19 protein-coding genes and 1 riboswitch are annotated in these 21,843 nt (G+C 47.1%); of the genes, 14 read left to right on the top strand and 5 right to left on the bottom strand.

The window, feature by feature from the left end; translation table 11 throughout:
- Positions 1-19 precede the first annotated feature (19 nt).
- Together trxA and uvrC are read left to right on the top strand one after the other, a co-directional pair.
- Positions 20-337 carry a thioredoxin gene (gene trxA, locus C8268_RS06135; protein WP_106766863.1) on the top strand — a complete coding sequence of 106 codons (318 nt, stop codon included), beginning with the start codon at positions 20-22 and terminating at the stop codon, positions 335-337.
- Positions 338-447: 110 nt separating this feature from the next.
- The gene (gene uvrC, locus C8268_RS06130) at positions 448-2,439 is read left to right on the top strand and encodes an excinuclease ABC subunit UvrC (RefSeq protein WP_106766862.1); all 1,992 of its coding nucleotides are present in this window, start codon (positions 448-450) and stop codon (positions 2,437-2,439) included.
- A gap of 91 nt (positions 2,440-2,530) precedes the next feature.
- Here uvrC and C8268_RS06125 read toward each other — a convergent pair whose 3' ends face one another.
- A complete protein-coding gene (locus tag C8268_RS06125) occupies positions 2,531-4,198 on the bottom strand; it encodes a CPBP family intramembrane glutamic endopeptidase (protein WP_106766861.1) in 1,668 nt (555 codons plus the stop codon).
- A 274-nt stretch (positions 4,199-4,472) separates the two neighbouring features.
- A riboswitch (cyclic di-AMP (ydaO/yuaA leader) is annotated at positions 4,473-4,615 on the top strand.
- A 65-nt stretch (positions 4,616-4,680) separates the two neighbouring features.
- Between C8268_RS06125 and C8268_RS06120 the strand changes: the two genes are divergently transcribed.
- Together C8268_RS06120 and C8268_RS06115 are read left to right on the top strand one after the other, a co-directional pair.
- The gene (locus C8268_RS06120; protein WP_106769857.1) at positions 4,681-6,021 is read left to right on the top strand and encodes a TrkH family potassium uptake protein; all 1,341 of its coding nucleotides are present in this window, start codon (positions 4,681-4,683) and stop codon (positions 6,019-6,021) included.
- Between the two features lie 16 nt (positions 6,022-6,037).
- On the top strand, positions 6,038-6,706 hold the full coding sequence (locus tag C8268_RS06115; protein WP_106766860.1) for a potassium channel family protein: 669 nt from the start codon (positions 6,038-6,040) through the stop codon (positions 6,704-6,706).
- 95 nt (positions 6,707-6,801) lie between these two features.
- Here the strand turns inward: C8268_RS06115 and C8268_RS06110 are convergent, their stop codons facing one another.
- Positions 6,802-7,704 (bottom strand): LysR family transcriptional regulator, encoded by a 903-nt coding sequence (locus C8268_RS06110; RefSeq protein WP_106766859.1) that lies wholly within the window; start codon positions 7,702-7,704, stop codon positions 6,802-6,804.
- Between the two features lie 257 nt (positions 7,705-7,961).
- Here C8268_RS06110 and C8268_RS06105 point away from each other — a divergent pair, with 257 nt between their 5' ends.
- The 4 genes from C8268_RS06105 to C8268_RS06090 all read left to right on the top strand — a co-directional run bounded on the left by C8268_RS06105 (position 7,962) and on the right by C8268_RS06090 (position 12,129).
- A complete protein-coding gene (locus tag C8268_RS06105) occupies positions 7,962-8,627 on the top strand; it encodes a succinate dehydrogenase cytochrome b558 subunit (protein ID WP_106766858.1) in 666 nt (221 codons plus the stop codon).
- Between the two features lie 15 nt (positions 8,628-8,642).
- Complete coding sequence (sdhA, locus tag C8268_RS06100) at positions 8,643-10,385, top strand: succinate dehydrogenase flavoprotein subunit (RefSeq protein WP_106766857.1); 1,743 nt, start codon at positions 8,643-8,645, stop codon at positions 10,383-10,385.
- A 14-nt stretch (positions 10,386-10,399) separates the two neighbouring features.
- Complete coding sequence (sdhB, locus tag C8268_RS06095; protein ID WP_106766856.1) at positions 10,400-11,164, top strand: succinate dehydrogenase iron-sulfur subunit; 765 nt, start codon at positions 10,400-10,402, stop codon at positions 11,162-11,164.
- 158 nt (positions 11,165-11,322) lie between these two features.
- Positions 11,323-12,129, top strand: coding sequence for an AAC(3) family N-acetyltransferase (locus tag C8268_RS06090; RefSeq protein ID WP_106766855.1), 807 nt, complete (start codon positions 11,323-11,325; stop codon positions 12,127-12,129).
- 127 nt (positions 12,130-12,256) lie between these two features.
- On the opposite strand, the gene C8268_RS06085 is transcribed toward C8268_RS06090, so the two are convergent.
- A complete protein-coding gene (locus C8268_RS06085; protein WP_106766854.1) occupies positions 12,257-13,636 on the bottom strand; it encodes an aldehyde dehydrogenase in 1,380 nt (459 codons plus the stop codon).
- 87 nt (positions 13,637-13,723) lie between these two features.
- Here C8268_RS06085 and C8268_RS06080 point away from each other — a divergent pair, with 87 nt between their 5' ends.
- Positions 13,724-14,629: a metallophosphoesterase gene (locus C8268_RS06080; protein WP_106766853.1), complete on the top strand. Its 906-nt coding sequence runs from the start codon at positions 13,724-13,726 to the stop codon at positions 14,627-14,629.
- A gap of 201 nt (positions 14,630-14,830) precedes the next feature.
- Here C8268_RS06080 and C8268_RS06075 read toward each other — a convergent pair whose 3' ends face one another.
- Together C8268_RS06075 and C8268_RS06070 are read right to left on the bottom strand one after the other, a co-directional pair.
- On the bottom strand, positions 14,831-15,643 hold the full coding sequence (locus C8268_RS06075; protein WP_106766852.1) for a histidinol-phosphatase: 813 nt from the start codon (positions 15,641-15,643) through the stop codon (positions 14,831-14,833).
- A 34-nt stretch (positions 15,644-15,677) separates the two neighbouring features.
- Entirely contained in the window at positions 15,678-16,580 is a 903-nt protein-coding gene (locus tag C8268_RS06070) for a LysR family transcriptional regulator (protein ID WP_106766851.1), read from the bottom strand.
- 394 nt (positions 16,581-16,974) lie between these two features.
- Between C8268_RS06070 and C8268_RS06065 the strand changes: the two genes are divergently transcribed.
- The 5 genes from C8268_RS06065 to C8268_RS06045 all read left to right on the top strand — a co-directional run bounded on the left by C8268_RS06065 (position 16,975) and on the right by C8268_RS06045 (position 21,815).
- Positions 16,975-17,433, top strand: coding sequence for a chemotaxis protein CheX (locus tag C8268_RS06065; protein WP_106766850.1), 459 nt, complete (start codon positions 16,975-16,977; stop codon positions 17,431-17,433).
- An 82-nt stretch (positions 17,434-17,515) separates the two neighbouring features.
- Positions 17,516-18,292 carry an SDR family NAD(P)-dependent oxidoreductase gene (locus C8268_RS06060; RefSeq protein ID WP_106766849.1) on the top strand — a complete coding sequence of 259 codons (777 nt, stop codon included), beginning with the start codon at positions 17,516-17,518 and terminating at the stop codon, positions 18,290-18,292.
- 152 nt (positions 18,293-18,444) lie between these two features.
- Positions 18,445-19,809, top strand: coding sequence for a DEAD/DEAH box helicase (locus C8268_RS06055; protein WP_106766848.1), 1,365 nt, complete (start codon positions 18,445-18,447; stop codon positions 19,807-19,809).
- 36 nt (positions 19,810-19,845) lie between these two features.
- Positions 19,846-20,598: an ABC transporter ATP-binding protein gene (locus C8268_RS06050; RefSeq protein WP_106766847.1), complete on the top strand. Its 753-nt coding sequence runs from the start codon at positions 19,846-19,848 to the stop codon at positions 20,596-20,598.
- Complete coding sequence (locus tag C8268_RS06045) at positions 20,595-21,815, top strand: ABC transporter permease (RefSeq protein ID WP_106766846.1); 1,221 nt, start codon at positions 20,595-20,597, stop codon at positions 21,813-21,815. The genes C8268_RS06050 and C8268_RS06045 overlap by 4 nt, the downstream gene beginning before the upstream one ends.
- Positions 21,816-21,843 lie beyond the last annotated feature (28 nt).

Genomic DNA, 21,843 nt, shown 5'->3' with positions numbered 1-21,843 from the left:
AAATAAGGAGGAGAACCTCATGGCTATCGTTAATGTTACCGATCAGACCTTTGCTAGCGAAGTAGAAGGTAAAGGAACGGTTGTAGTTGATTTTTGGGCGCCTTGGTGCGGTCCTTGTAAAATGCTTGCTCCGATTTTGGACGAATTGTCCCAAGAGGTCGGCGATGATGTGAAAATTGCGAAGGTGAACGTGGATGAGAACCCTGAATCTGCTTCCCGTTTCGGTGTGATGAGTATTCCGACTTTGATCTTCTTTAAAGACGGCCAGCCTGTCGATAAAGTTGTTGGCCTGAATTCCAAAGAAGCATTGAAAGGCATCATTGCCAAGCATCAGTAAGCGAGCATCTGTAATATAGGATGTCGTGTACCATACAGCGCCTTCGGTTTTGGACCGGAGGCGCTTTGTGTGGTTTCAAATCGATATCTCCTTCGGAGAGGAGTAGAAAGATGGAAGATTTCGCGAAGAAGCTTCAGGAACAGGAGAAGGCGCTGGAGAATATCCGCAATAAGCTGGCTCTTTTGCCCGATCTGCCGGGCTGTTATTTGATGAAGAACGGGGAAGGCACGATTATATACGTAGGCAAGGCCAAGGTTCTCAAGAATCGGGTACGGTCCTATTTCACAGGCAGTCATGACGGGAAGACCCAACGATTGGTTTCTGAAATCCGCGATTTTGAATACATCGTTACGAGCAGCAACATGGAAGCCTTGATTCTGGAATGCAATCTGATCAAGACACATCAGCCGCGGTATAATGTGCTCCTTAAGGATGATAAGACATATCCATATCTCAAAATTACGAATGAAACGCATCCCAAGCTGGAAGTTACACGGCGGGTGCTTAAAGATAAAGCAAAATATTTCGGACCTTATCCGAACGCTTATGCAGCCCAACAGACCAAGAAGCTGCTTGACCGGATGTATCCACTTCGCAAATGTGGAGTCATGCCCAAAGAGGTTTGCCTGTATTATCACATGGGCCAGTGTATGGCTCCGTGTGTGAAAGACATTCCGCAATCCGCTTATGAGGAGATTACACGGGAAATCAGCTCTTTTCTAAGCGGTGGACATGAAGAGGTGAAAAAAGAACTGCAGCGGAAAATGCAGGAGGCTGCGGAAGAGTTGTATTTTGAACGCGCTAAAGAGCTGCGCGACCAAATCATGCATATCGATACCATCATGGAGAAGCAGAAGATTACAACGGCCGACAAGAAGGACCGGGACGTATTTGGCTATGCGGTCGATAAGGGCTGGATGTGTGTACAAATTTTATATATGCGTCAGGGGAAAATGGTTCAGCGAAACGCATCCATTTTTCCATATTACGGAGAAGCGTACAGCGACTTCATGTCATTCGTGGCGCAGTATTACAGTGAGAATCCAGCTTTGCCTCAGGAAATATTACTGCCGGGGCCTTCAGCTGATGATACAGCTAAAGCTGCAAAAGCCGAAACAACCACCTCTTCTGTTGAACCTGAAAAGAAAGATGCGAAGCCGCAGCATACTGAGACTGTCCGGCAAGAAGCTGCTCCGGCTATATGGGTTGCCGAGTCTGAGGAGGACCTCGGCGAAGGGGCAGGAACGGTGGATGCGGCTGGTGGCGCGGCAGCATTGCAGGAATGGATCGGTGTGAAGGTTCACGTACCGCAGCGTGGATTGAAGCGTCAGATGGTTGGGATGGCTTTGCAAAATGCGAAGGTCGCACTGGATGAGAAGTTCCGGATGATTGAACGGGATGAGGAACGAACGTCGATTGCTGCCGCCAACCTCGGCGAGGTGATCGGGATCGATACTCTCCACCGAATCGAAGCGTTTGATAACTCCAACATACAGGGGACGAACCCGGTGTCTGCCATGGTCGTGTTTATTGACGGCAAGCCGGCCAAGAAGGAATATAGAAAATATAAAATCCGCTCTGTACAAGGGCCGGACGACTATGAAACGATGCGGGAAGTTATAAGGCGCCGTTATGAACGGGTGCTTAAGGAAAATCTGCCTATGCCTGATTTGATCGTAGTGGATGGGGGCAAAGGTCAGATTTCGGCAGCTGTAGACGTGCTGGAGAACGAGTTGGGCCTGTTTATCCCGGTCTGCGGACTGGTGAAAGATGCTAAACATAAAACGGCACAGCTGATGGTGGGTGATCCGCCAGAGCCGGTCTCTCTGCCGCGGGACAGTCAGGAGTTTTATTTGCTCCAGCGAATCCAGGAAGAGGTGCACCGCTTCGCGATCTCGTTTCACCGGGAACAAAGGGGTAAATCGATGGTTACCTCCAAACTGGACGCTATTCCAGGAATCGGAGAGAAACGGCGGAAGATGCTGCTGAAGCATTTTGGTTCTGTCAAAAAAATAAAAGAGGCAAGTGTGGAAGATTTTCGCCCTTTATCTATTGGCGATAAGCTGGCTAAAGAGATTCTCAAAGCGCTGAATGATGATTAAGTAAATCTTCATATGGGTGTTAAACAAGAAAAACGGCAATCCGCCTTACATGGACGGATCAGCCGTTTCTTTTTTTCATAAGTCTGTTTGATCAAAAGTAGCTAAGTCGCTTACGACTCCTTGAATTGAATCTGTAAATCACATACCCGACGATGGCTGGCAAAATAATATAGAAAATGCCCATCCATAAGTTTACCGGATCGTTCATCAACATCAGGCTGTAGCCCATCAGAATGCTGTTGAAAACGACATGCGCGAATACGGCGGTCAAATAACCGAAGCGCAAGAAGATGTAGCTGAACAAAAGCCCGATGATGATCAGCTCAATCGGTCTTGAAATGATCGGATAGATCGGATACAGGGTGTGGCCGAGAGCCCAGATGGTCGATGTGATCAGACTGGCGACAAACGTATTACGTACGATTTTTTTAACCATTCGGATACCGAACAGACGATACACCGCCTCCTCAGATATCCCTGCAAACCAGGCCATCAATGGAAATAGCCACGGATACAGCATGTTAAAAGGAGATTGGGTTGCATCTGTTGTAGACCACGTATTGAGGGTCAGGCCGAGCACGATAAAGATCAGAGACTGTACACCGAGCAGGATACAGGCCCATATATATCCGAGCTTCATGCTTTCCAGCACGTACTTGCCATACCCCGGCTCCTTCGCTTGCGGCCAAGGATTCAACCCATCTTCCTTGTGCCATAATCCGCTTCCTCCAACAAGTGAGAAATAAAGCAAAGCCGAGAAGACGAGTGAATAGCCGACGTAAAAGATCATCATCCATTTGATGCCAGCGTCGCTCATACCTTCAGCCTGAAAGACCGGAATCAGATTATAAGTGTTCAACATTTGGATAACAAACAGCAGTAACGAAAGGAAAATCCCTCTTTTGAAAGACGTGTAAGCTCTCGTTTTTATACTGTAGACAATGGCTAAAACACCTAGAATCAGGGTGAACAACCCAGAGCCCAAAAAGGTCAACAGCGTAGCGTTCGTCGTTTGCTTTTCTACATAAGTAGTATGAGCGGCAGGGACAGAAAAGGCTGGTTCGTACGAACGTAACTGTCGGTCTTCGAAGGTGAAGTTTAGTTGAAGAGTCGAGTCACCGATCTTCGCTTCCGGCACCTTATATTCCAAGCCCGGATCTCCTTCACCCGTAACTAGTTCAAGCTCTGATCGCTCGTATCCAGACCTCTGAAGCCATGGCTCTGCCAGAGCCTCCTTCTCGCTCAAAGACATACCGCCTTCGATCAACAGAAGCCATTGACGTTGAATCTCGTCTTTCTGAAGCATGGCCCCTTCATAACTGGAGCCAATTCTGTCATACATAAATCCTGTAATTGTGCCGTTTTGCATATGTACATCCACATTTAAAGCGGAGCCATCGCTTTTTTCGAATCGGACTCGATAAACATCATAAGGATACTTGCTTTCAAATGTTTTATTATATTCTTTCAGCAAATTTTCCTTCGACAGGTATCCATATACATCCGACCTGGTTTGATAGGTAACGAGAGGCTCTTCATCGGACGCAGTATCGTATTGAAGCTGTTCCTGGGCGAAGCGTTCGGCAGCCTCGGCAGCAGCTGTTTTGGTGATGAGTTCGGGAGCTTCAACCTCCGCCGTATCCGTGGTGATTGACGGAAATACTTGAATGATAAGAAACAGAATGAGGCCGATGGCCCCGAGTATGATTAAAGGCTTTTTGTTCGATTGAAGGTTAAGAGGCTCTCCTGCTCTATTCATGTCATTCCTCCTTGTTATAGGGTTGGTACTTGTTCCAGACGTTTCATTACAGAAAGACATAAAGTCAATATAACATAATATGAAAGTCGACACTGGCTTATCCTATTCAAAACATGAAAAATACAATGAAAATGAAGGAAAGATTTCGAAAACCTCAGAAAATCATATGCTACTACTCTTGAATATACCCAATTTCGCTCTTTTTTAAGTTAATTTACGTAAAAAGCGGTTTTGGGTTACTTGGGGTATTGCGTTATAATCACATCATGCTAATTGAATAAAACAGCCGAATTTCGAAAAGAAAACGGGGGAACCATTTAATTGGGGTGAATTTCACTAACGCTAAGGCAGTGAATAGGGCACCTGTGATATGCCCGAATCCGTCAGCTAACCTCGTAGGCTGCAGCGCAGGAACCCAAACGCGTAAGGGCATTGGAATTCCAGTGTCTTTTTTGTTTCATTTTGAAGAGGTGTAGAATATGATGACTTCCAAATTACTATGGCTTCGCTTGTCACCGCCGCAAATTCTTGCTTTGGGATTCGGAGGAATTATCATCATTGGAACCATGCTCCTTATGCTTCCGCTTGCCAACACGACCGGAGAATCGATGAGCTTTATCGATGCTCTGTTTACGGCAACATCTGCGACCTGTGTGACTGGGCTTGTAGTAGTGGATACAGGCACATATTTCAGTCCTTTTGGGCAGGTTGTCATCATGCTTTTGATACAGGTAGGCGGTTTGGGTTTTATGACGATGGCAACGCTGTTTGCGCTTGTATTTAAGCGTCGGATCTCTTTAAAGGACCGGCTTGTATTGCAGGAAGCGATGAATCAGTCATCGATGGAGGGCATCGTCCGGTTGATCCGCAGGGTTCTGCTGTATTCCCTAGTTATTGAAACTTGTGGAGCGCTGCTGCTGACTTTTCGCTGGGCTTTTGATATGCCTTTTGGCCAAGCGTTGTATTACGGGATATTTCATGCGGTTACGATGTTTAACAATGCGGGCTTTGACCTGTTCGGCGGGTTTAGAAGCTTGACTGGTTATGTGTACGATCCGCTTGTCAATTTTGTCGTTATGTTTCTGATTGTATCTGGCGGAATCGGTTTTATCGTAATGGCCGATTTGGTTGATTATCGAAAAACTCGAAAACTATCGCTTCATACCAAAGTGGTTCTTTCCATGACAGGCGCGCTTATTTTAATAGGTGCTGCAGTTATTTTTATATTTGAATTCACGAATCCGAAAACATTAGGGTCGCTGAATTGGGGCGGGAAAATACTCGGATCTTTCTTTCAGTCGGTTACACCGAGAACGGCAGGGGCGAATACGCTGGATATAGGCGGTTTGCGTCAGGCTACCCAGTTCTTTATCGTTATTCTCATGTTTATCGGAGCCTCCCCTGGCTCGACAGGCGGAGGGATTAAAACGACGACATTTACGATGATGATCGCTGCCGTCATCGCGATGATGCGGGGGAAAGATGATATCGTGCTGTTCCGGTATCGATTGGTCCAGGAACGGATTCTTAAAGCGTTGACGATAACGCTGCTTGCTCTCCTTCTGGTGATTACGGTTGCGATGATCCTTTCGACAACAGAAAACGCAAGTTTTCTTTCCATATTGTTTGAAGCAACATCTGCGTTTGGCACCGTAGGGTTGTCCATGGGCTTGACGCCTCAATTGTCTTTGTTCGGAAAGCTGCTGATCAGCATTACGATGTTTGCAGGACGTCTTGGTCCTTTGACACTTGCCTATGCACTAGGCCCTAAAAAGGGTAAGGAATTGTATCGTCATCCAGAAGGAAAAATGATTATCGGATAAGGAGAATGGCGGAGAAATGAAACCGAAGCAATTTGCAGTAATCGGGCTCGGGCGATTCGGGTCCAGTCTGGCGCTTGAACTGATGGATTTGGGTTATGAAGTGCTCGGGATCGATCGGGACGAGGAAGTGGTTGAAGATATGAGCGAACTCCTTACCCATACTGTGGTCGCGGATGCAACGGATGAAGAAGTGCTTAAGTCGCTGGGAATAAGGAATTTTGATTGCGGTATTGTAGCTATAGGGGATGAAATTCAGACCAGTATTTTAGCAGCTATTCTTCTAAAAGAATCGGGTGTAGAAACGGTGGTTGCGAAGGCGATATCCGTACTCCATGGCCGCGCTTTGGAAAAGCTGGGTGTGGACAGGGTTATTTTTCCAGAACGAGATATGGGAATACGTGTTGCGCATCAGCTGGTTACCCCCAATCTCCTGGATTATATCGAGCTGTCGAAGGACTATCGAATTGTGGAAATGACAGTGACAGAATGTATGGATGGGAAGACGCTTAGTGAGCTGAATACCCGTGTCCGTTATGGGATCAGCGTTGTTGCGCTCAATCAACGTTCCGGTATTATAGTGGCTCCTACTGCGATGGATGTTTTACGTGCTGGCGACATTATGGTCGTTATCGGATCAAAAGAGAACATTGACCGTTTTGAAGGTGAAGTTGTGAATATGCAGTAACGAATGGGAACGACACCAGCTTTATTTACGGTGTAATTCCCGAACGATGAAAGCCAATAACCTTGACGTATGTTATTCGTCAGGTTATTGGCTTTTTATTTTCTTTCGAGTTCACGGAATAAAGTTTCCGTTTCAGCGATCCAACGGCTGGCGGCATTGCTTAGTTCAGTGGGATCGCCATAGATCAGACTGGTTGTTCGGCGTGTCTCGATGAGGGCGGGAATATGAATGTCAACAAGGTCATTATCCGACAGCAGCTGCGGACGGAGATAGGATTTGGGAAGGAGCGCAGCGGCTTTGCAAGTCGGGATGAGACGGACAATCGCCTCGAAGGAATCGATTTCCATTCGGATATCGGGCATAATGCCCCAGCGGTGAAACAGTTCATCGGTCAACTTGCGGTACCAGGTCCCTGTGGAGAAGGTGATCATCGGTAGGCCTTGAAGGTGCTCAATCCCGACCTCTTGATTCTCGGCTAAAGGATGACTTGTTGGAAGTACGAGTTCGAGATGATCGTCGAATAGCGGAATACAATTAAGGCCTGGCTGACTGATCGATGAGGCAACGATGCCAACTTCTACTCTTTTATCACGAACGTAGGACACGATTTCATGTGTCTTGCCTGTAACCAGCTTAATTTCAGCTGTAGGATGGCGTTCCATAAAGGCATTCACCAGCGGCGGCAGTGTCGTCTGAAGTGTGGTCAGGCTGGCTCCGAGAGAGATGGTAATCTGATCCTCTCCGCGATAATGCGCGAGGGTTTGCATGAACTTTAATTGCTGCTGGCGCTGCTCCAGAGCATAAGTGTAGGCTAACTGTCCAATGGAGGTGAGCTCCAGCCGCTTTCCGCGCCGATTAAACAGCTGAACGCCGAGCTCATATTCAAGCTTGGCGATTTTGCGAGACAGGGCGGGCTGGGAAAGGTTCAGAAGCTTTGAAGCTTTGTTTAGGCTCGACTGTTCTACAACGACTGCAAACACATCTAATTCTTCGAACATGATGGGTTCACCTCCTGAATATATTGCTTATGCATAATAATTATAACGATTAATAATTATATTGCAATTCCATTATAAGAGAAAAAGGAGTAACATGAAATGTGACACAGGATGTTCACAGAATATGCGAGATTGGGGGCATTTTGTCGTTGTATGCATAATAGTGCAAGGAAATAACGCATGGATAGTAACAAAGTAGTGGATCGTTATGGGTTTTAATGAAAACGCTACACATTTGGAAAGGGGAACGTCAACAGATGAAAGGGTATTATTCCAGAAAGCTGCATTCTCTACTTGGTATCATACCGCTCGGAGCCTTCTTGATTACTCATATGATCACCAACTTTAAGGCTTTCGACGGTGGAAAGGAAGGCTTTGATAAAGGTGTTCAATTTATAAACGGCTTGCCGCTCATATTTTTCCTTGAACTGTTCCTGATCTGGCTGCCGCTTCTTTATCATGGTGTTTACGGTCTCTACGTCGCTTATCAGGCTAATAACAACGTTGGAAATTACAAGTTTGAGCGGAACTTGCGCTTTACTTTGCAGCGGGTCACCGGTGTGATTACGTTTGTATTTATTATTTGGCATATGTATGATACACGTTTTCAAGTCGCTTTGGGCAATATCACGCATGATGAGTTAGGGGCAACGATCCATGCCATTGTGACCAATCCATTCCTGTTTGTCCTGTATGTGATCGGGATTATCGCAGCTACGTTCCATTTCGCGAACGGACTCTGGGCATTCCTGGTAAGCTGGGGTATCACGGTCGGTCCGCGTGCGCAGCGTGTATCTTCTTACATTTGTATGGGTCTGTTCGTTCTAATGAGTGTATTGTTCATTTTGGCACTGGATGCTTTCCGTGCTTCCGAGTTTGAGGCAACCGCTTTTATCGATACATTAAAGACAGTTTTGAGCTAAAAGGAGTGAACAGAAATGGCATCTAATATTATTGTTGTGGGCGGTGGACTGGCTGGTTTGATGGCAACTATCAAAGCAGCTGAGGCCGGGTCTCACGTTCAATTGTTCTCATTGGTCCCAGTGAAGCGTTCCCACTCTGTATGTGCGCAGGGCGGTATTAACGGAGCGGTTAATACCAAAGGAGAAGGTGACTCTCCTTGGGAGCATTTTGATGATACTGTTTATGGCGGTGACTTTCTGGCAAACCAGCCGCCGGTTAAAGCGATGTGTGAAGCAGCTCCGGGTATTATCCACCTGATGGACCGGATGGGCGTTATGTTTAACCGGACTCCGGAAGGGCTTTTGGATTTCCGCCGCTTCGGCGGTACGAAGCATCACCGGACAGCTTATGCAGGCGCTACAACGGGCCAGCAGCTTCTGTATGCGCTCGATGAGCAGGTTCGCCGCTGGGAAACAGCGGGCCTTGTTACCAAGTTTGAAAACTGGGAGTTTATAAACGCTGTTATTGATGATGAGGGTATATGCCGCGGTATTTCCGCTCAAGACCTTCGTACGATGGAAATTCGTACATTCCCGGGCGATGCGGTGATTTTGGCTAGCGGTGGTCCTGGTATTGTTTTTGGCAAGACCACAAACTCTGTTATTAATACCGGTACTGCGGCAAGTGCTGTATATCAGCAAGGTGTGCACTATGCGAACGGGGAATTCATTCAGATTCATCCGACAGCGATTCCAGGGGATGACAAGCTGCGTCTCATGTCCGAATCCGCACGTGGTGAAGGCGGACGGATCTGGACCTACAAGGACGGCAAACCGTGGTATTTCCTAGAAGAGAAGTATCCGGCTTACGGTAACCTGGTGCCGCGTGATATTGCTACACGGGAAATCTTCAGCGTCTGCGTCGATCAGGGGCTGGGAATTAACGGAGAGAACATGGTTTATCTGGACCTTTCCCACAAAGATCCTAAAGAGCTTGATGTAAAGCTTGGCGGCATTATTGAGATATATGAGAAATTTATGGGTGACGACCCTCGTAAGATCCCTATGAAAATCTTCCCGGGAGTCCATTATTCCATGGGTGGTATGTGGGTTGATTACAATCAGATGACCAATATTCCGGGCCTGTTTGCTGCCGGTGAGTGTGAGTACCAGTATCACGGAGCTAACCGACTTGGCGCAAACTCTCTCGTATCTGCCATCTATGGCGGTATGGTAGCCGGACCCAAAGCCATTGAATATGTTAAAGGGCTCAAAAAGTCGTCCCAGGATGTATCTTCGGCAGTCTTTGACCGGGTGGCCAAGGAACAAACAGCCAAATTCGAAGGTCTGTTAAAAATGGAAGGTACAGAGAACGCCTATGTACTTCATAAAGAACTTGGTGAATGGATGACCAACAACATGACGGTTGTTCGCTACAATGATAAGTTGGAAGCGACAATTGACAAGATAAAAGAACTGAAAGAACGTTATAAGAACATTAATATGACGGATACTTCCCGGTGGAATAACCAGTCTGCGCCGTTTACTCGTCAGCTGTGGAACATGCTTGAGCTCGCTGAGGCGATGACGCTTGGTGCGCTTCTGCGAAACGAGAGCCGCGGTGCTCACTACAAGCCTGACTTCCCGGATCGCAATGATGAGGAGTTCTTAAAGACAACGAAAGCAACTTGGACACCGGATGGACCGAAGATTTCATATGAAGAAGTGGATGTTTCCTTGATCCCGCCGCGTATTCGCGACTATTCGAAAGAAAAGTAAGGAGGGGATTTGACATGGCTCAAACTTCAGCAGCCTCAAAGAACGTCAAATTTATAATTACCCGCCAGGACAGTCCGGATTCGAAATCCTACACTGAGGAATTTGAGCTTCCGTACCGCCCCGGCATGAACGTCATTAGTGCACTGATGGAAATTCAGCGCAATCCAATTAACTCTACAGGTAGTACAACCACCCCGGTATGTTGGGATTCCAACTGCCTTGAGGAAGTTTGCGGAGCTTGCTCAATGGTTATTAACGGCAAGCCGCGTCAAGCCTGTGCCGCTCTGATCGATAAGCTGGAGCAGCCGATCCGGATACAGCCGATGAAGACATTCCCGGTTGTGAGAGATCTGATCATTGACCGCAGCCGGATGTTTACAGCGCTCAAGAAGGTTAAGGCATGGATTCCGATCGACGGAACTTATGATCTTGGTCCTGGACCGCGCATGTCGGAGAAGAAGCGTCAGTGGGCGTATGAGCTTTCCAAATGTATGACATGCGGTGTTTGTCTTGAGGCATGTCCGAACGTCAACGAGAAGACGGACTTTATCGGTCCGGCAGCCATCTCGCAAGTTCGTTTATTTAACGCGCATCCAACAGGCGAGATGAATAAGGAAGAGCGGTTGGAAGCATTGATGCAAGACGGCGGCATCGAAGGATGCGGTAACTCGCAAAACTGTGTACGCTCCTGCCCTAAAGGGATTCCGCTCACAACATCGATTGCTGAGATGAATAAAGATACGACGAAGCATTTGTTCAAGCGTTGGCTGAGTGTATAATAATTAAGGATAGTTTTAAAGAGCACCTGTCCCATAATGAAGGAGGACAGGTGCTTTTTTTCAAAATCCGGGGCCGGCAGCGATCGAAAGATCAATTGCTTTTGTAGAAAAAAGACAAACGAAGTTGTTGGTCTGTTTTTAAGTAAGGAGAGAGAAGGATGATTGTTGAAAGACCGGTAACGATTGAAGATATTTCAAAGGATCTGAGAAACCTTGGCGTCAAACCTGGTATGACGCTGCTGGTTCACTCTTCTTTAAAGAGTCTAGGAGGCTGGGTTGTTGGCGGAGTAGAAGCGGTTATCATGGCTTTGGAGGAAGTGCTCGGGGATGAAGGAACTTTGGTAATGCCAACGCAATCTCCGAATTTGACGGACCCATCCATCTGGAGAAATCCTTCAGCGGATTCTAAATGGTGGCAGCTGATTCGGGATTTCATGCCACCTTATGATAAAGATTTCACACTCACAACCGGCATGGGGCAAATTCCGGAAACGTTTCGGAAGCAGGCCGGTGTTGTTCGAAGTGCCCATCCTCATGTATCTTTTGCAGCGAAAGGTAAACATGCAAAGGTTATCACACAATCTCATCCATTGTCTGATAGTTTAGGTCAAACATCGCCCCTTGCCAAGATGTATGAACTGGGAGCTTATGTTTTATTGCTCGGAGTGACCTATGAAAGTAATACTTCCTTTCATCTAGCGGAATATCGGGGGAACTGGAAAGGAAAGCGGAAACGAACAGTCTATGCACCTGTCAGAAGAGAAGGCGGGAAAACAATATGGGAAGAATACAGTGATATTAACTATGATTCTGGTGATTTTGGCAAGGTGGGGGCTGATTTTGAACGTGAATGTCCCGAGGCCTACACCCGGGGAAATGTGCAAAACAGCAGTTGTATCATTGCGCAGCAGCGTGCTATGGTCAACTATGCCGTAAAGTGGCTAGAGGCGAATCGAGGGCTGTAAAATGATATTCGACTAGAAGAAACATGGGGGGGGGGCGTCCTTTTTAAAGGATATCGGTGGGCGAAAGCATTTTTTAAGAAATATAAAACCAAGTAGGGGCTGGTCATGAGACCAGCCCCTTGCTATTTTAAGGTTTCATCAGTTTACGCAGTAGGTTCAACCCCTCTTTACCGGGATAACGGAAATGAAAGTCGAACATATTCGTCTGCTTTAGAACACTCTTCATATGAGAGAAGGTTTGAAAGCTATGCTTACCGTGATATGCGCCCATCCCGCTTTCCCCAACGCCTCCGAAAGGAAGATAAGGAGTAGCCAGATGCATTAGCGTATCATTTACACATCCTCCGCCAAAGGAAATGCTCGATAAAATCTTTTGTTGTACTTCAGAGTCTTTGGTAAACAGATAGAGTGCCAGCGGTTTGGGTCTCTCGTTAACCGAGGTTATAACTTCGTCCAGATTTTCATAAGTCAATATAGGAAGAATCGGACCGAATATTTCTTCCTGCATCACCGGCATGTCCCAGGTGATCTCATCCAGTAAAGTCGGTTCAATCAGGAGTTTCCCAGCATCGGTTTTGCCGCCATGACGGATGGAGCCGTTACTCAGGTAGTCGGATAGACGGTTAAAATGCTTTTCGGATACGATTTTGCCATAATCCAGATTATGAAGGGGAGTATCGCCGTAAAATTCGATGATCGCTTCCTTCAAGTGTTGAATGAGCGGCTCCTTTATACGGTGATGAACGAGTAAGTAATCAGGAGCTATACAGGTCTGCCCTGCGTTGGTAAACTTGCCGAATATGATCCGCTTTGCGGTTAATTCCAGAGGGGTATCCTCGTGAACGATGCAGGGGCTCTTGCCACCAAGTTCCAATGTAACTGGAATAAGCTTTTTGCCAGCTGCCTCCATTACGATTTTGCCGACAGGAATACTGCCTGTGAAAAAAATGTAATCCAACTGCTGCTCCAAAAGACGGGTGCTAGTCTCCGGACCGCCTTCTACAACCGCTACATATTGCTCAGGGAATGTTTCCTTGATAAGAGATGAAATCACACGGGAAACGGCAGGCGTCAGCTCTGACGGCTTGATGATGGCTGTATTGCCTGCGGCCAGAGCTCCAATCAGCGGCGCTATGGCGAGCTGCCAAGGATAGTTCCATGGAGCGATAATAAGAACAGTACCGTACGGCTCTGGATGGATTTTACCACGGCTTCCGACATGTGTCAGTGCGGTTCTCACCCGGCGAGGTTTGGCCCATTTGCGAATGTTCTTTATGATGTGGGACATCTCTTTATATACGATACCGATCTCGGTTGAGAATGCTTCCTGCTCACTTTTATTTAAGTCCTTACGCAGAGCGTCGATTACTTCATCTTCCTTGGCAATTAAAGCTGCTCTCAGCTTTTTTAGCTGCTCGATCCGAAAGTTTACATCCCTGGTTGCTCCTGTTTTGAAATAACGGCGCTGGCCTAGAACAATTTTTTCAATAGAATCGTTAACAGTCATAGGTGAATAAAACTCCTCTCTGCATCACGTGTAAAGCTGCTATGTTAATGATGCTTTCTATTAGATTATAAAGGAGACCGCTCTAAAATGAAAAATAGTTCGGACCCCTTGTTGTCGTCCAAAAATAACCAGACTGGGGACGAGCCTCCAAAAACCTTAACGCGGCGGCAGTTTCTAAAGCTTGGCACATCTGCTTTAATCGGGACTGCGCTGGTTGCCGGTGGTTACGCGTCGCTATATGAGCCGAATACGCTTGAGGTTGTCAGAATGACACTGTATCAGGAAAGGCTGCCGGAGGCTTTCGACGGGACGAAGATCGCTCATTTCAGTGATTTTCATTTAGGGTTTCAGACTGATGCTGAAGATGTCAGAAGAATAGTGAGTGCTATCAACTGGGAAAGACCTGATCTGGTTTGCTTTACGGGTGATATGGTCGATGGTTCAGCGGATGCTTTGGCGGGAGCTGTAGATTCGTTTGCTGCATTAAAGGCGCCTCTCGGTGTGTTGTCCATCCTGGGAAATCACGATTTTGATGATGTGAACAGACTGGTACAGCTGCAGCAAAAAGCGGGATTTACCGTGCTGCGTAACGAGCATGTGATGCTGAGGCGAAATGGAGGAAGCATGGCTGTCGCCGGGCTGGACGATCAGTTACTTGGTTTTCCCGATCTTGACAAGGCACTGAAAGGAGTCCCTGAGAATACATACACTTTACTGATGATGCACGAACCAGATTATGCCGATTGGGTGATCCGACATCATGTTGATCTGCAGCTGTCTGGACATAGTCATGGTGGACAGGTTCGCTTGCCGTGGATCGGCGAGGTGATCACACCTCCCGGTTCCAAAAACTACATTAAAGGATTGTACAGGATAGAAGGGTCGCGGTTGCTTCTCTATGTAAACCGTGGCATCGGAACGACAGGGTTACCTTTTCGCTTTCTATGTAAGCCCGAGCTGACGATGTTGACACTGAGAAAAAAGAGGATATAACCCAAATAAGTCTATTTTTAGGAGAGAGGGCGGCTTTATTCCGTCACTTTTGATTTTGTTACACAATTGAAATATACCTGTTATCAAACGATAACAGCCACAGGGTACACTTAACTCATGACCCCCTTTTGAGAATATATATATTGTTTGAGACCCGAATCTCTCGGGTCTTCTTTTTTTTTGAAATTATAACCGAAGCCTCTATGAAAGAGGCACGGTCACCTTCTGTTTCTGTTTGTAATACACCCATTCGGTATAACCGATGTCTTTCAATACAGCGGCAACCTCCTCGAATTCATCGCCTACTCTGGAAGGTTTATGGGCGTCTGAGCCAAACGTAACTTCTACACCGTGGAAGTGAGCCCGTTCCAATATTTCATGGGAAGGATACCAGCCGCCACTTAATTTTGTTTTGCCCGATGTGTTGATTTCGATGGCAACTCCGCATTCTGCAATCACCTGAAGTGTTTCTTCCAAGGCGTCCTCGGTTAAAATATCCGTAAATGATGGATAATTGCCTTTCATCGCATCGATATGGCCAAGGATCTGAAACATACCGCTCTTTGCAGATTGACGAATGAGAGAGAAGTATTCTTCTTTCTCGGCGATCTTTTGTTTAGGGCTCAAGTTTTTCCATCGATTCTTGTTAAATATACTGACACCGCTCACTTGATGCACAGAACCGATGATGTAGTCGAAAGGATAGCGGGAAAGAGCCTCATGGTACGTTTTTGCATGTTCAGGAAAAAAATCGGACTCAATGCCGAGAAGTACATCAATTATTCCATCGTATTCTTTCTTTAATTCAAGAACTTCATTCACATAATTGGCGATCTCGGCTTTAGCCATAGAAATGTAGGGAAATGGATGTTCCTCCGGGTTACCGAAATAAGGCGTATGGTCTGATATGCCGATAACCTGAAGGCCGGCGCTTATTCCAGCCTCAATGTAATCTCTGATGTTCCCGTCTGCATGTCCGCAGCGGAAATGGTGAGTGTGCAGATCGAATTTCATGATGTCCTCCTTGAAAGAAAGTGGTTGTAAATGCTCATTCGCTGCTGATGAACTGGGTCTCCGGCATTCCCTTCAAATCACTGATAAATTGTCGCATCGCTGAACTGACGTATCTCCCGTTTTTATAAATGACACCAACAGGATGACTAACTTCCAGCTCCGAGAGAGGGACGATTTGAAGTGTTCCTTTCCGAAGCTCAGATAACACAGATTGCTTGGAAATAACGGCCGCTCCGAGATTGATTTCGACCATTCGTTTAATTTCCTCGCTGCTTGAGAGCTCCATGACAACTTGCGGGTTAATTCCATGTAATTTCATCACTTCATCGGCAAACCGACGGCCGACGGTATCTTGAGTTAGGAGAATTAAAGGAGTTTGACCGAGCACATCGATGCTTGCTTTTCTTGCTTTGGCCAGAGAATGCTGTGGAGATACAACCAGTTCAAAAGAGTCGTAAAATAAAATGGAAGAGTTTACGTTGGGGTTCCGTTCAATTAGGTACCCGATTCCAATGTCGATCAGGTTATTCTCCACGCTGTGATAAATTTGTGAAGAGGCCATCGATTGAATCGTTGTTTTGATATTGGGAAATTGATCCTGAAAATAAGACAGCACACGCGGCAAAATCTGAATAGCGATCGAGGTCGTTGTGCCGAGCCGGATGTGACCTTGTGGGGTCTGGTCCAAGTCAGCCAGCCTCTGCTTTAGTTCATCAACGATTCTTAGAATGTGCTCAGCGTGTTCTACGAACACCTGCCCCCGGTCCGTCAGTGTTACAGGCTGACTGCGGTCCACAAGCACGGTTTTAAATTCATCTTCAAGGCTCTTGATTTGAGCCGAGACGGCCGGTTGGGTTAAGTTAAGCAATTCCCCCGCTTTACGAAAGCTCATCGTTTTGGAAATCATGATAAGTGTTTCCAATTGGCTGATGTTCATGACCGTCCTCCTGACCTGATTTGATTTTTCCGTACTTACTAAGCGAATAACCATTGATTAAATTATAGGTGATTATGAATAAGGGGGCAATGTAATGCTGTTAACTTCGGTGTGGCCCAGCAGTAGGCCTTTAATTATATTTTCCATTATTTAATTATAAAATGTGAAGGATAAAAGCCGATAATAGTATAGATTGCTATTATGGAACTAAGACTAAAGACCTTTTCTTTTTTTTCGTGAAAAAACGGCTTAATCGTTGATAATCAGTGCGGTTATTGTTAATTTATGATGATTTATTATAGGGTATCCTTTATAATAGCATTAGTTTAATTTTTAACACTTTAGGACTTTAGCACCCTGGGCCATCAACCTAGTGAAAGGAGATAAATCGGGAATGAAAGCGGAAGTCATCAATCCTTTTTTAGAATCCGCGTGTCACGTCATTGAACAGGTCATACAGGTTTCACCTTCAACGGGCAATCTGCGGGTTCAAGAAATTACATTAATCGATAATCATATATGGATTCAGATCGGAATGACAGGTCAAATGAACGGAGATATCGTATTTGGACTGAAAGAGCAGGTTGCCCTGCGTATAGTTTCTGTTATGATGGGCGGATACATACTGACCGAGATGGACGAGATGGGGCAGAGCGCCATTTCGGAGCTCGGCAACATGATCAGCGGGAATGCGAGCACGATTTTGTCCAATCAAGGCGTTAATGTGGACATTACACCTCCAAAGGTGATGCGATCGTCTAATTTAACGAACTTTTCCCGGAAAAAAGCGCTCAGCATCCCTCTAACTATGGACGGAATCGGTGAATTGGATATTCAAGTCATGATTTCTTAAAATAGATTCATCACAGCAGTCTTCTACATCTGGTAGGAAACGAAAAGGTTTCAACCGCTCGGACTGCAGAGAGGAAGAAGAAATGATGCTTGAAAATAAAATCATTGTCGTTACGGGAGCCTCCAGCGGCATCGGTGCGGTAACGGCAGAGATGCTCTCGAATGAAGGGGCTTATGTGGTTCTTGCAGGTCGATCGGAAGAACGATTGGAACAGGTCGGCAGCCGTTTGAATGGGCCGCATGAGCTTGTTTTACTCGACGTACGGAATACGGAACAGGTTAGAAGCGTATTTGATCGGATCTATGAAACCCACGGCAGGGTGGATGTGCTTCTGAATAATGCGGGGTACGGTGTTTTCGAAACGTTTACGGACATGCCAGAGGAACAGTTCGAAGATATGATGGACGTGAATTATATGGGAGTTGTGCGGTGTACACAAGCGGTTCTTCCCGGTATGCTGCAGCGGAAAAGCGGACAGATCGTAAATGTGGCTTCGATGGCAGGTAAGATCGGCTCCGCCAAATCAACAGCCTATTCAGCTACCAAGCATGCGGTGCTCGGTCTGACCAATTCATTGCGCCAAGAGCTTCGGGGGACAGGCATTACGGTCTCTGCGGTCAATCCAGGGCCGATTGATACACCGTTCTTTTCGCTTGCCGACCCAAGCGGCGGTTATGTGAAAAATGTAGGCTGGTTTATGATGAAGCCCGAATATGTATCCAGGCGTATCGTTAAACTGATTCAAAAGCGAATGGATGAGGTTGATCTTCCACGCTTGGCCGGGGCAGGAATAAGACTATACAATTTGTTTCCGCGTCTGGCTGATCGGCTGTCCTACCGCTGGATGAATAAAAAATAACGAAAATCATATATGTATGCTATGGGCGGGCTCTTAGGGAGCCGCCTTTTTAATTTTCTTATCATGATGGAGTTTCATTTGGTGAGAACTCTGTTTTAGCATATAATGAAACGTGAGTGTGAACAAGACTCAAAGATAAAGGATGGCGAACTATGACTTCTACTACATTTATAAACCTCGGTATAGCAGAGGATTTGGCCGATCGCTTGGCTGAGTTTGGTATACATACGCCTTCCGCGGTACAGGCTGAAACGATCCCGCATGTATTGGAGGGCAAGGATGTTCTGGCCACTTCCCAGACGGGAACGGGCAAGACATTGGCGTACTTGCTGCCGTTGCTGCAGAGCATTGACCCTGACAGTAAAGCGGTTCAAAAAGTAATACTTGCACCAACGCAAGAGCTTGCAATCCAGATTGTACGGGAGGGCGAGCGATATGGAGGGCCAAGAGGAATCGGCGTGTTGGGTCTGATTGGAGGAGCATCGGTCAAGCGGCAGCTGGACAAGTTGAAGCTGCGTCCTCAGCTGATTGTCGGTACGCCGGGCCGGGTACGCGAGCTGATTGAAATCAAAAAGCTAAAAATGCATGAAGTTACCACCATCGTGATTGACGAAGTGGATCAGGTGTTTCATCTTGGAGCATCTGACGATGTGGAGCGGATTTTGCGAAGTGCGATGCGTGACCGACAGCTTGTCTTTCTGTCGGCTACGGTTAGCCCGGAAACAGCTGCTCTGGTTAAGCGCGAGATGGATCAGCCCGTTGAGATCGGCATCGATCCTGAGCTGCGGACACCAAGTGTGCTGGAGCATTACTACTTTGTATGTGAGGAGCGGGATCGCATAGATATGGTGCGCCGTATCGTTCGTCACTATCAGCCGGAACGGGTGCTTGTGTTTGTGAACGAAATCAATGATCTTGCTGAAGTTGAGGCGAAGCTGAATTATTTGGGCTTTAAAGCCGCGGCTTTATATGGAGACGCAGACAAAATGACACGCAGTCGGGTGTTAAGCGATTTCCGGGAAGGACGAACACAGCTGCTTGTTGCTAGTGATGTTGCGGCAAGAGGACTTGATATCGAGGGGTTGTCTATGGTCATTAATTACGATCCTCCGATGGATGCCGAGCATTACACTCACCGTGCGGGCCGAACGGGGCGGATGGGGCGCAGCGGTACGGTCATCTCACTTGTAACAGATCGACAAACGTTTATTATGCGAAAGTTTAACCGTGAGCTAGGCATTACCATTGAGGAAAAAGCGATGTATGGCGGTAAAGTGCGATCCCCGAAGGCATTCACTTCAGGCAGCGGACGTCCCCTAGGCGAAGATGTTGTGAAGGGAGCCGCAAAAGAGAAAGCCGCTCGTTCAAGCCGTGGGAACCAAGTGAAGGCTATGGGCAAGCCGAGTACCAGAGGTTCATCTGGCAAGGCTTCGCAAGAACGGCAAAGTGAGCGCATGCGCGATCGCAAGAACAAGGGCGCACCGAAGTGGCTGAAGAATAAGCCTCCGCGCGGATAGCGTCTGCATTTTTTATTGAAAATGGGGTGAAGAGGAATGAAAGAGAAGCCGGTATTATCTGTCCAAGGATTGACCGGGGGCTACAGCTTGAATCGTCCAGTGCTGCATGACATTTCTTTTGATGTAAAACCCGGAGAGATGGTAGGTTTGATCGGGCTGAACGGAGCGGGCAAGAGTACAACGATGAAGCATATCCTCGGACTTATGAATTCGCAAAAGGGAGAGATTCGAGTCCAGGGCCATACACGGAATGAGAACGCCGAGGCTTATCATAGTGCAATTGCCTTTGTACCGGAGGCACCGCTTCTCTATGAGGAAATGACAGTAAGGGAACATCTTGAATTTACAGCAAGATCCTATGGTGTTTCCCGTGAGGATTATGAGCGGCGTGCAGCGCAGCTTTCCAGTATGTTCAATATGGAGGAGAAGATGGACAGCTTGTCGTCACATCTATCCAAAGGGATGCGGCAGAAGGTAATGATTATGTGTGCCTTTGTCGCAAGGCCATCTCTTTACATTATTGATGAGCCGTTTTTGGGCCTCGACCCGCTCGGCATTCGTTCTCTTCTGGATTTTATGCTTGAACTGAAGGCAGCCGGTTCTTCGGTACTGCTCAGCTCACATATTTTATCGACGATTGAGAATTATTGTGATCGGTTTATCGTGCTGCACCACGGTAACATTATAGCGCAAGGAACGCTTGAGGAAGTGGCCGAGCAGGCCGGAAATCCGGGACTTCCGCTGGAAGAGTTGTTCTATGCCCTGATTCAAGGCGGGAATGGCGGATGAACCTGCGAGAGTTATTTGCCAAGAGACGAAGTCAGTTTTGGGGAAAGGTGTTTCCATATCTCGGATATGTTATTCAGAGCGGTGTTGCGGTAGTCTTCTTGTTTGTGATCATTGCTTTTTCGGCGTGGTACACCTCGCTTGTGCAAAATATCCCGCCGGAACTGCCGATTCGCTGGATCATGCTTGCGGTTTTATTTCCGTTGACGGTTAACAGCAGCGTGCGCACGTATCTGCAGCCTGCGGATACGGTGTTCTTAATGCCGCAGGAGGCCAGGATGAATGAGTATTTTGCCAAGGGATGGGTTGGGGGCACGATTTACAAAATAGCCGGTCTAATCCTTGCGGTGTTTATTTTATGGCCTCTATATACGCGCAGTGATCTTTCCCCCAAGTCGCTGGGTGCTACTATTCTTGTGCTTGTCGGATTGAAACTTCTCTCCAGTTACGGAAGCTGGAAGGAGCTCGCTATGACGCAGCGGAACACGGCTGCAGCATACCGGGCGCTGCGCTGGGCTGTCATTGTGCTCGCCATTGCATCATGGCTGTGGTATCCAAATTTGCGCAGTCTTATATTTATCATTCTGATCAGTGCGGCTTACTTCGCTGCCTTGGCTGTTCCGGCAAAGCATAAAGTAGCCTGGGAGTGGCTCATTCAAGTAGAGAAAAGGCAGGACGCTCGGGTCATGATGATATTAAGCTGGTTCGTCAACGTACCTCAGCGGGAACAGCGGGTGTATGCCCGGAAATGGCTGTCCCGCTTTGGACGGACGATTCCTTGGCGCAAGGATACCGCATATCGGTATCTGCTGGTCAAAAGCCTGATTCGAAGCGATGTCTTTGGCATTTTGATCCGTGTAGGTGTCCTTGGAGCACTGCTCGTTTGGTGGACACGTGACAGTGTGGCTTCCAGCGCGGTTTACTTGGTCAGTTTGATGATAGCGGGCCTTCAGCTCTCATCACTTCGCAAACTCCATCAAGAGTCCTTCTGGCTGCATGTATATCCTTTACCTGAAGGCTCGCGCCGGATAAATGAGATAAAGCTCGTGTTCCAGGTACAGCTGTTATGGGCAATTCTGATGTGGCTTCCGCTGCTGGCCTCACTTTCCAGCGCGCCGGGTCTCGTATTTGGAACGGGGATCAGCGGTGTATTGCTTGTGATCCTGTTTCGTTCTGCCGCTATACGAAAAGGGCGGAAAGTAGATGAGGATGATTTATAAATTTGAAGACAAGGCGCCTCATGGGGCG

The sequence above is a fragment of the Paenibacillus faecalis genome (genome assembly GCF_900289175.1).
Classification (GTDB): Bacteria; Bacillota; Bacilli; order Paenibacillales; family Paenibacillaceae; genus Paenibacillus_AQ; species Paenibacillus_AQ faecalis.
This window is presented reverse-complemented; position numbering and strand designations above follow the sequence as displayed.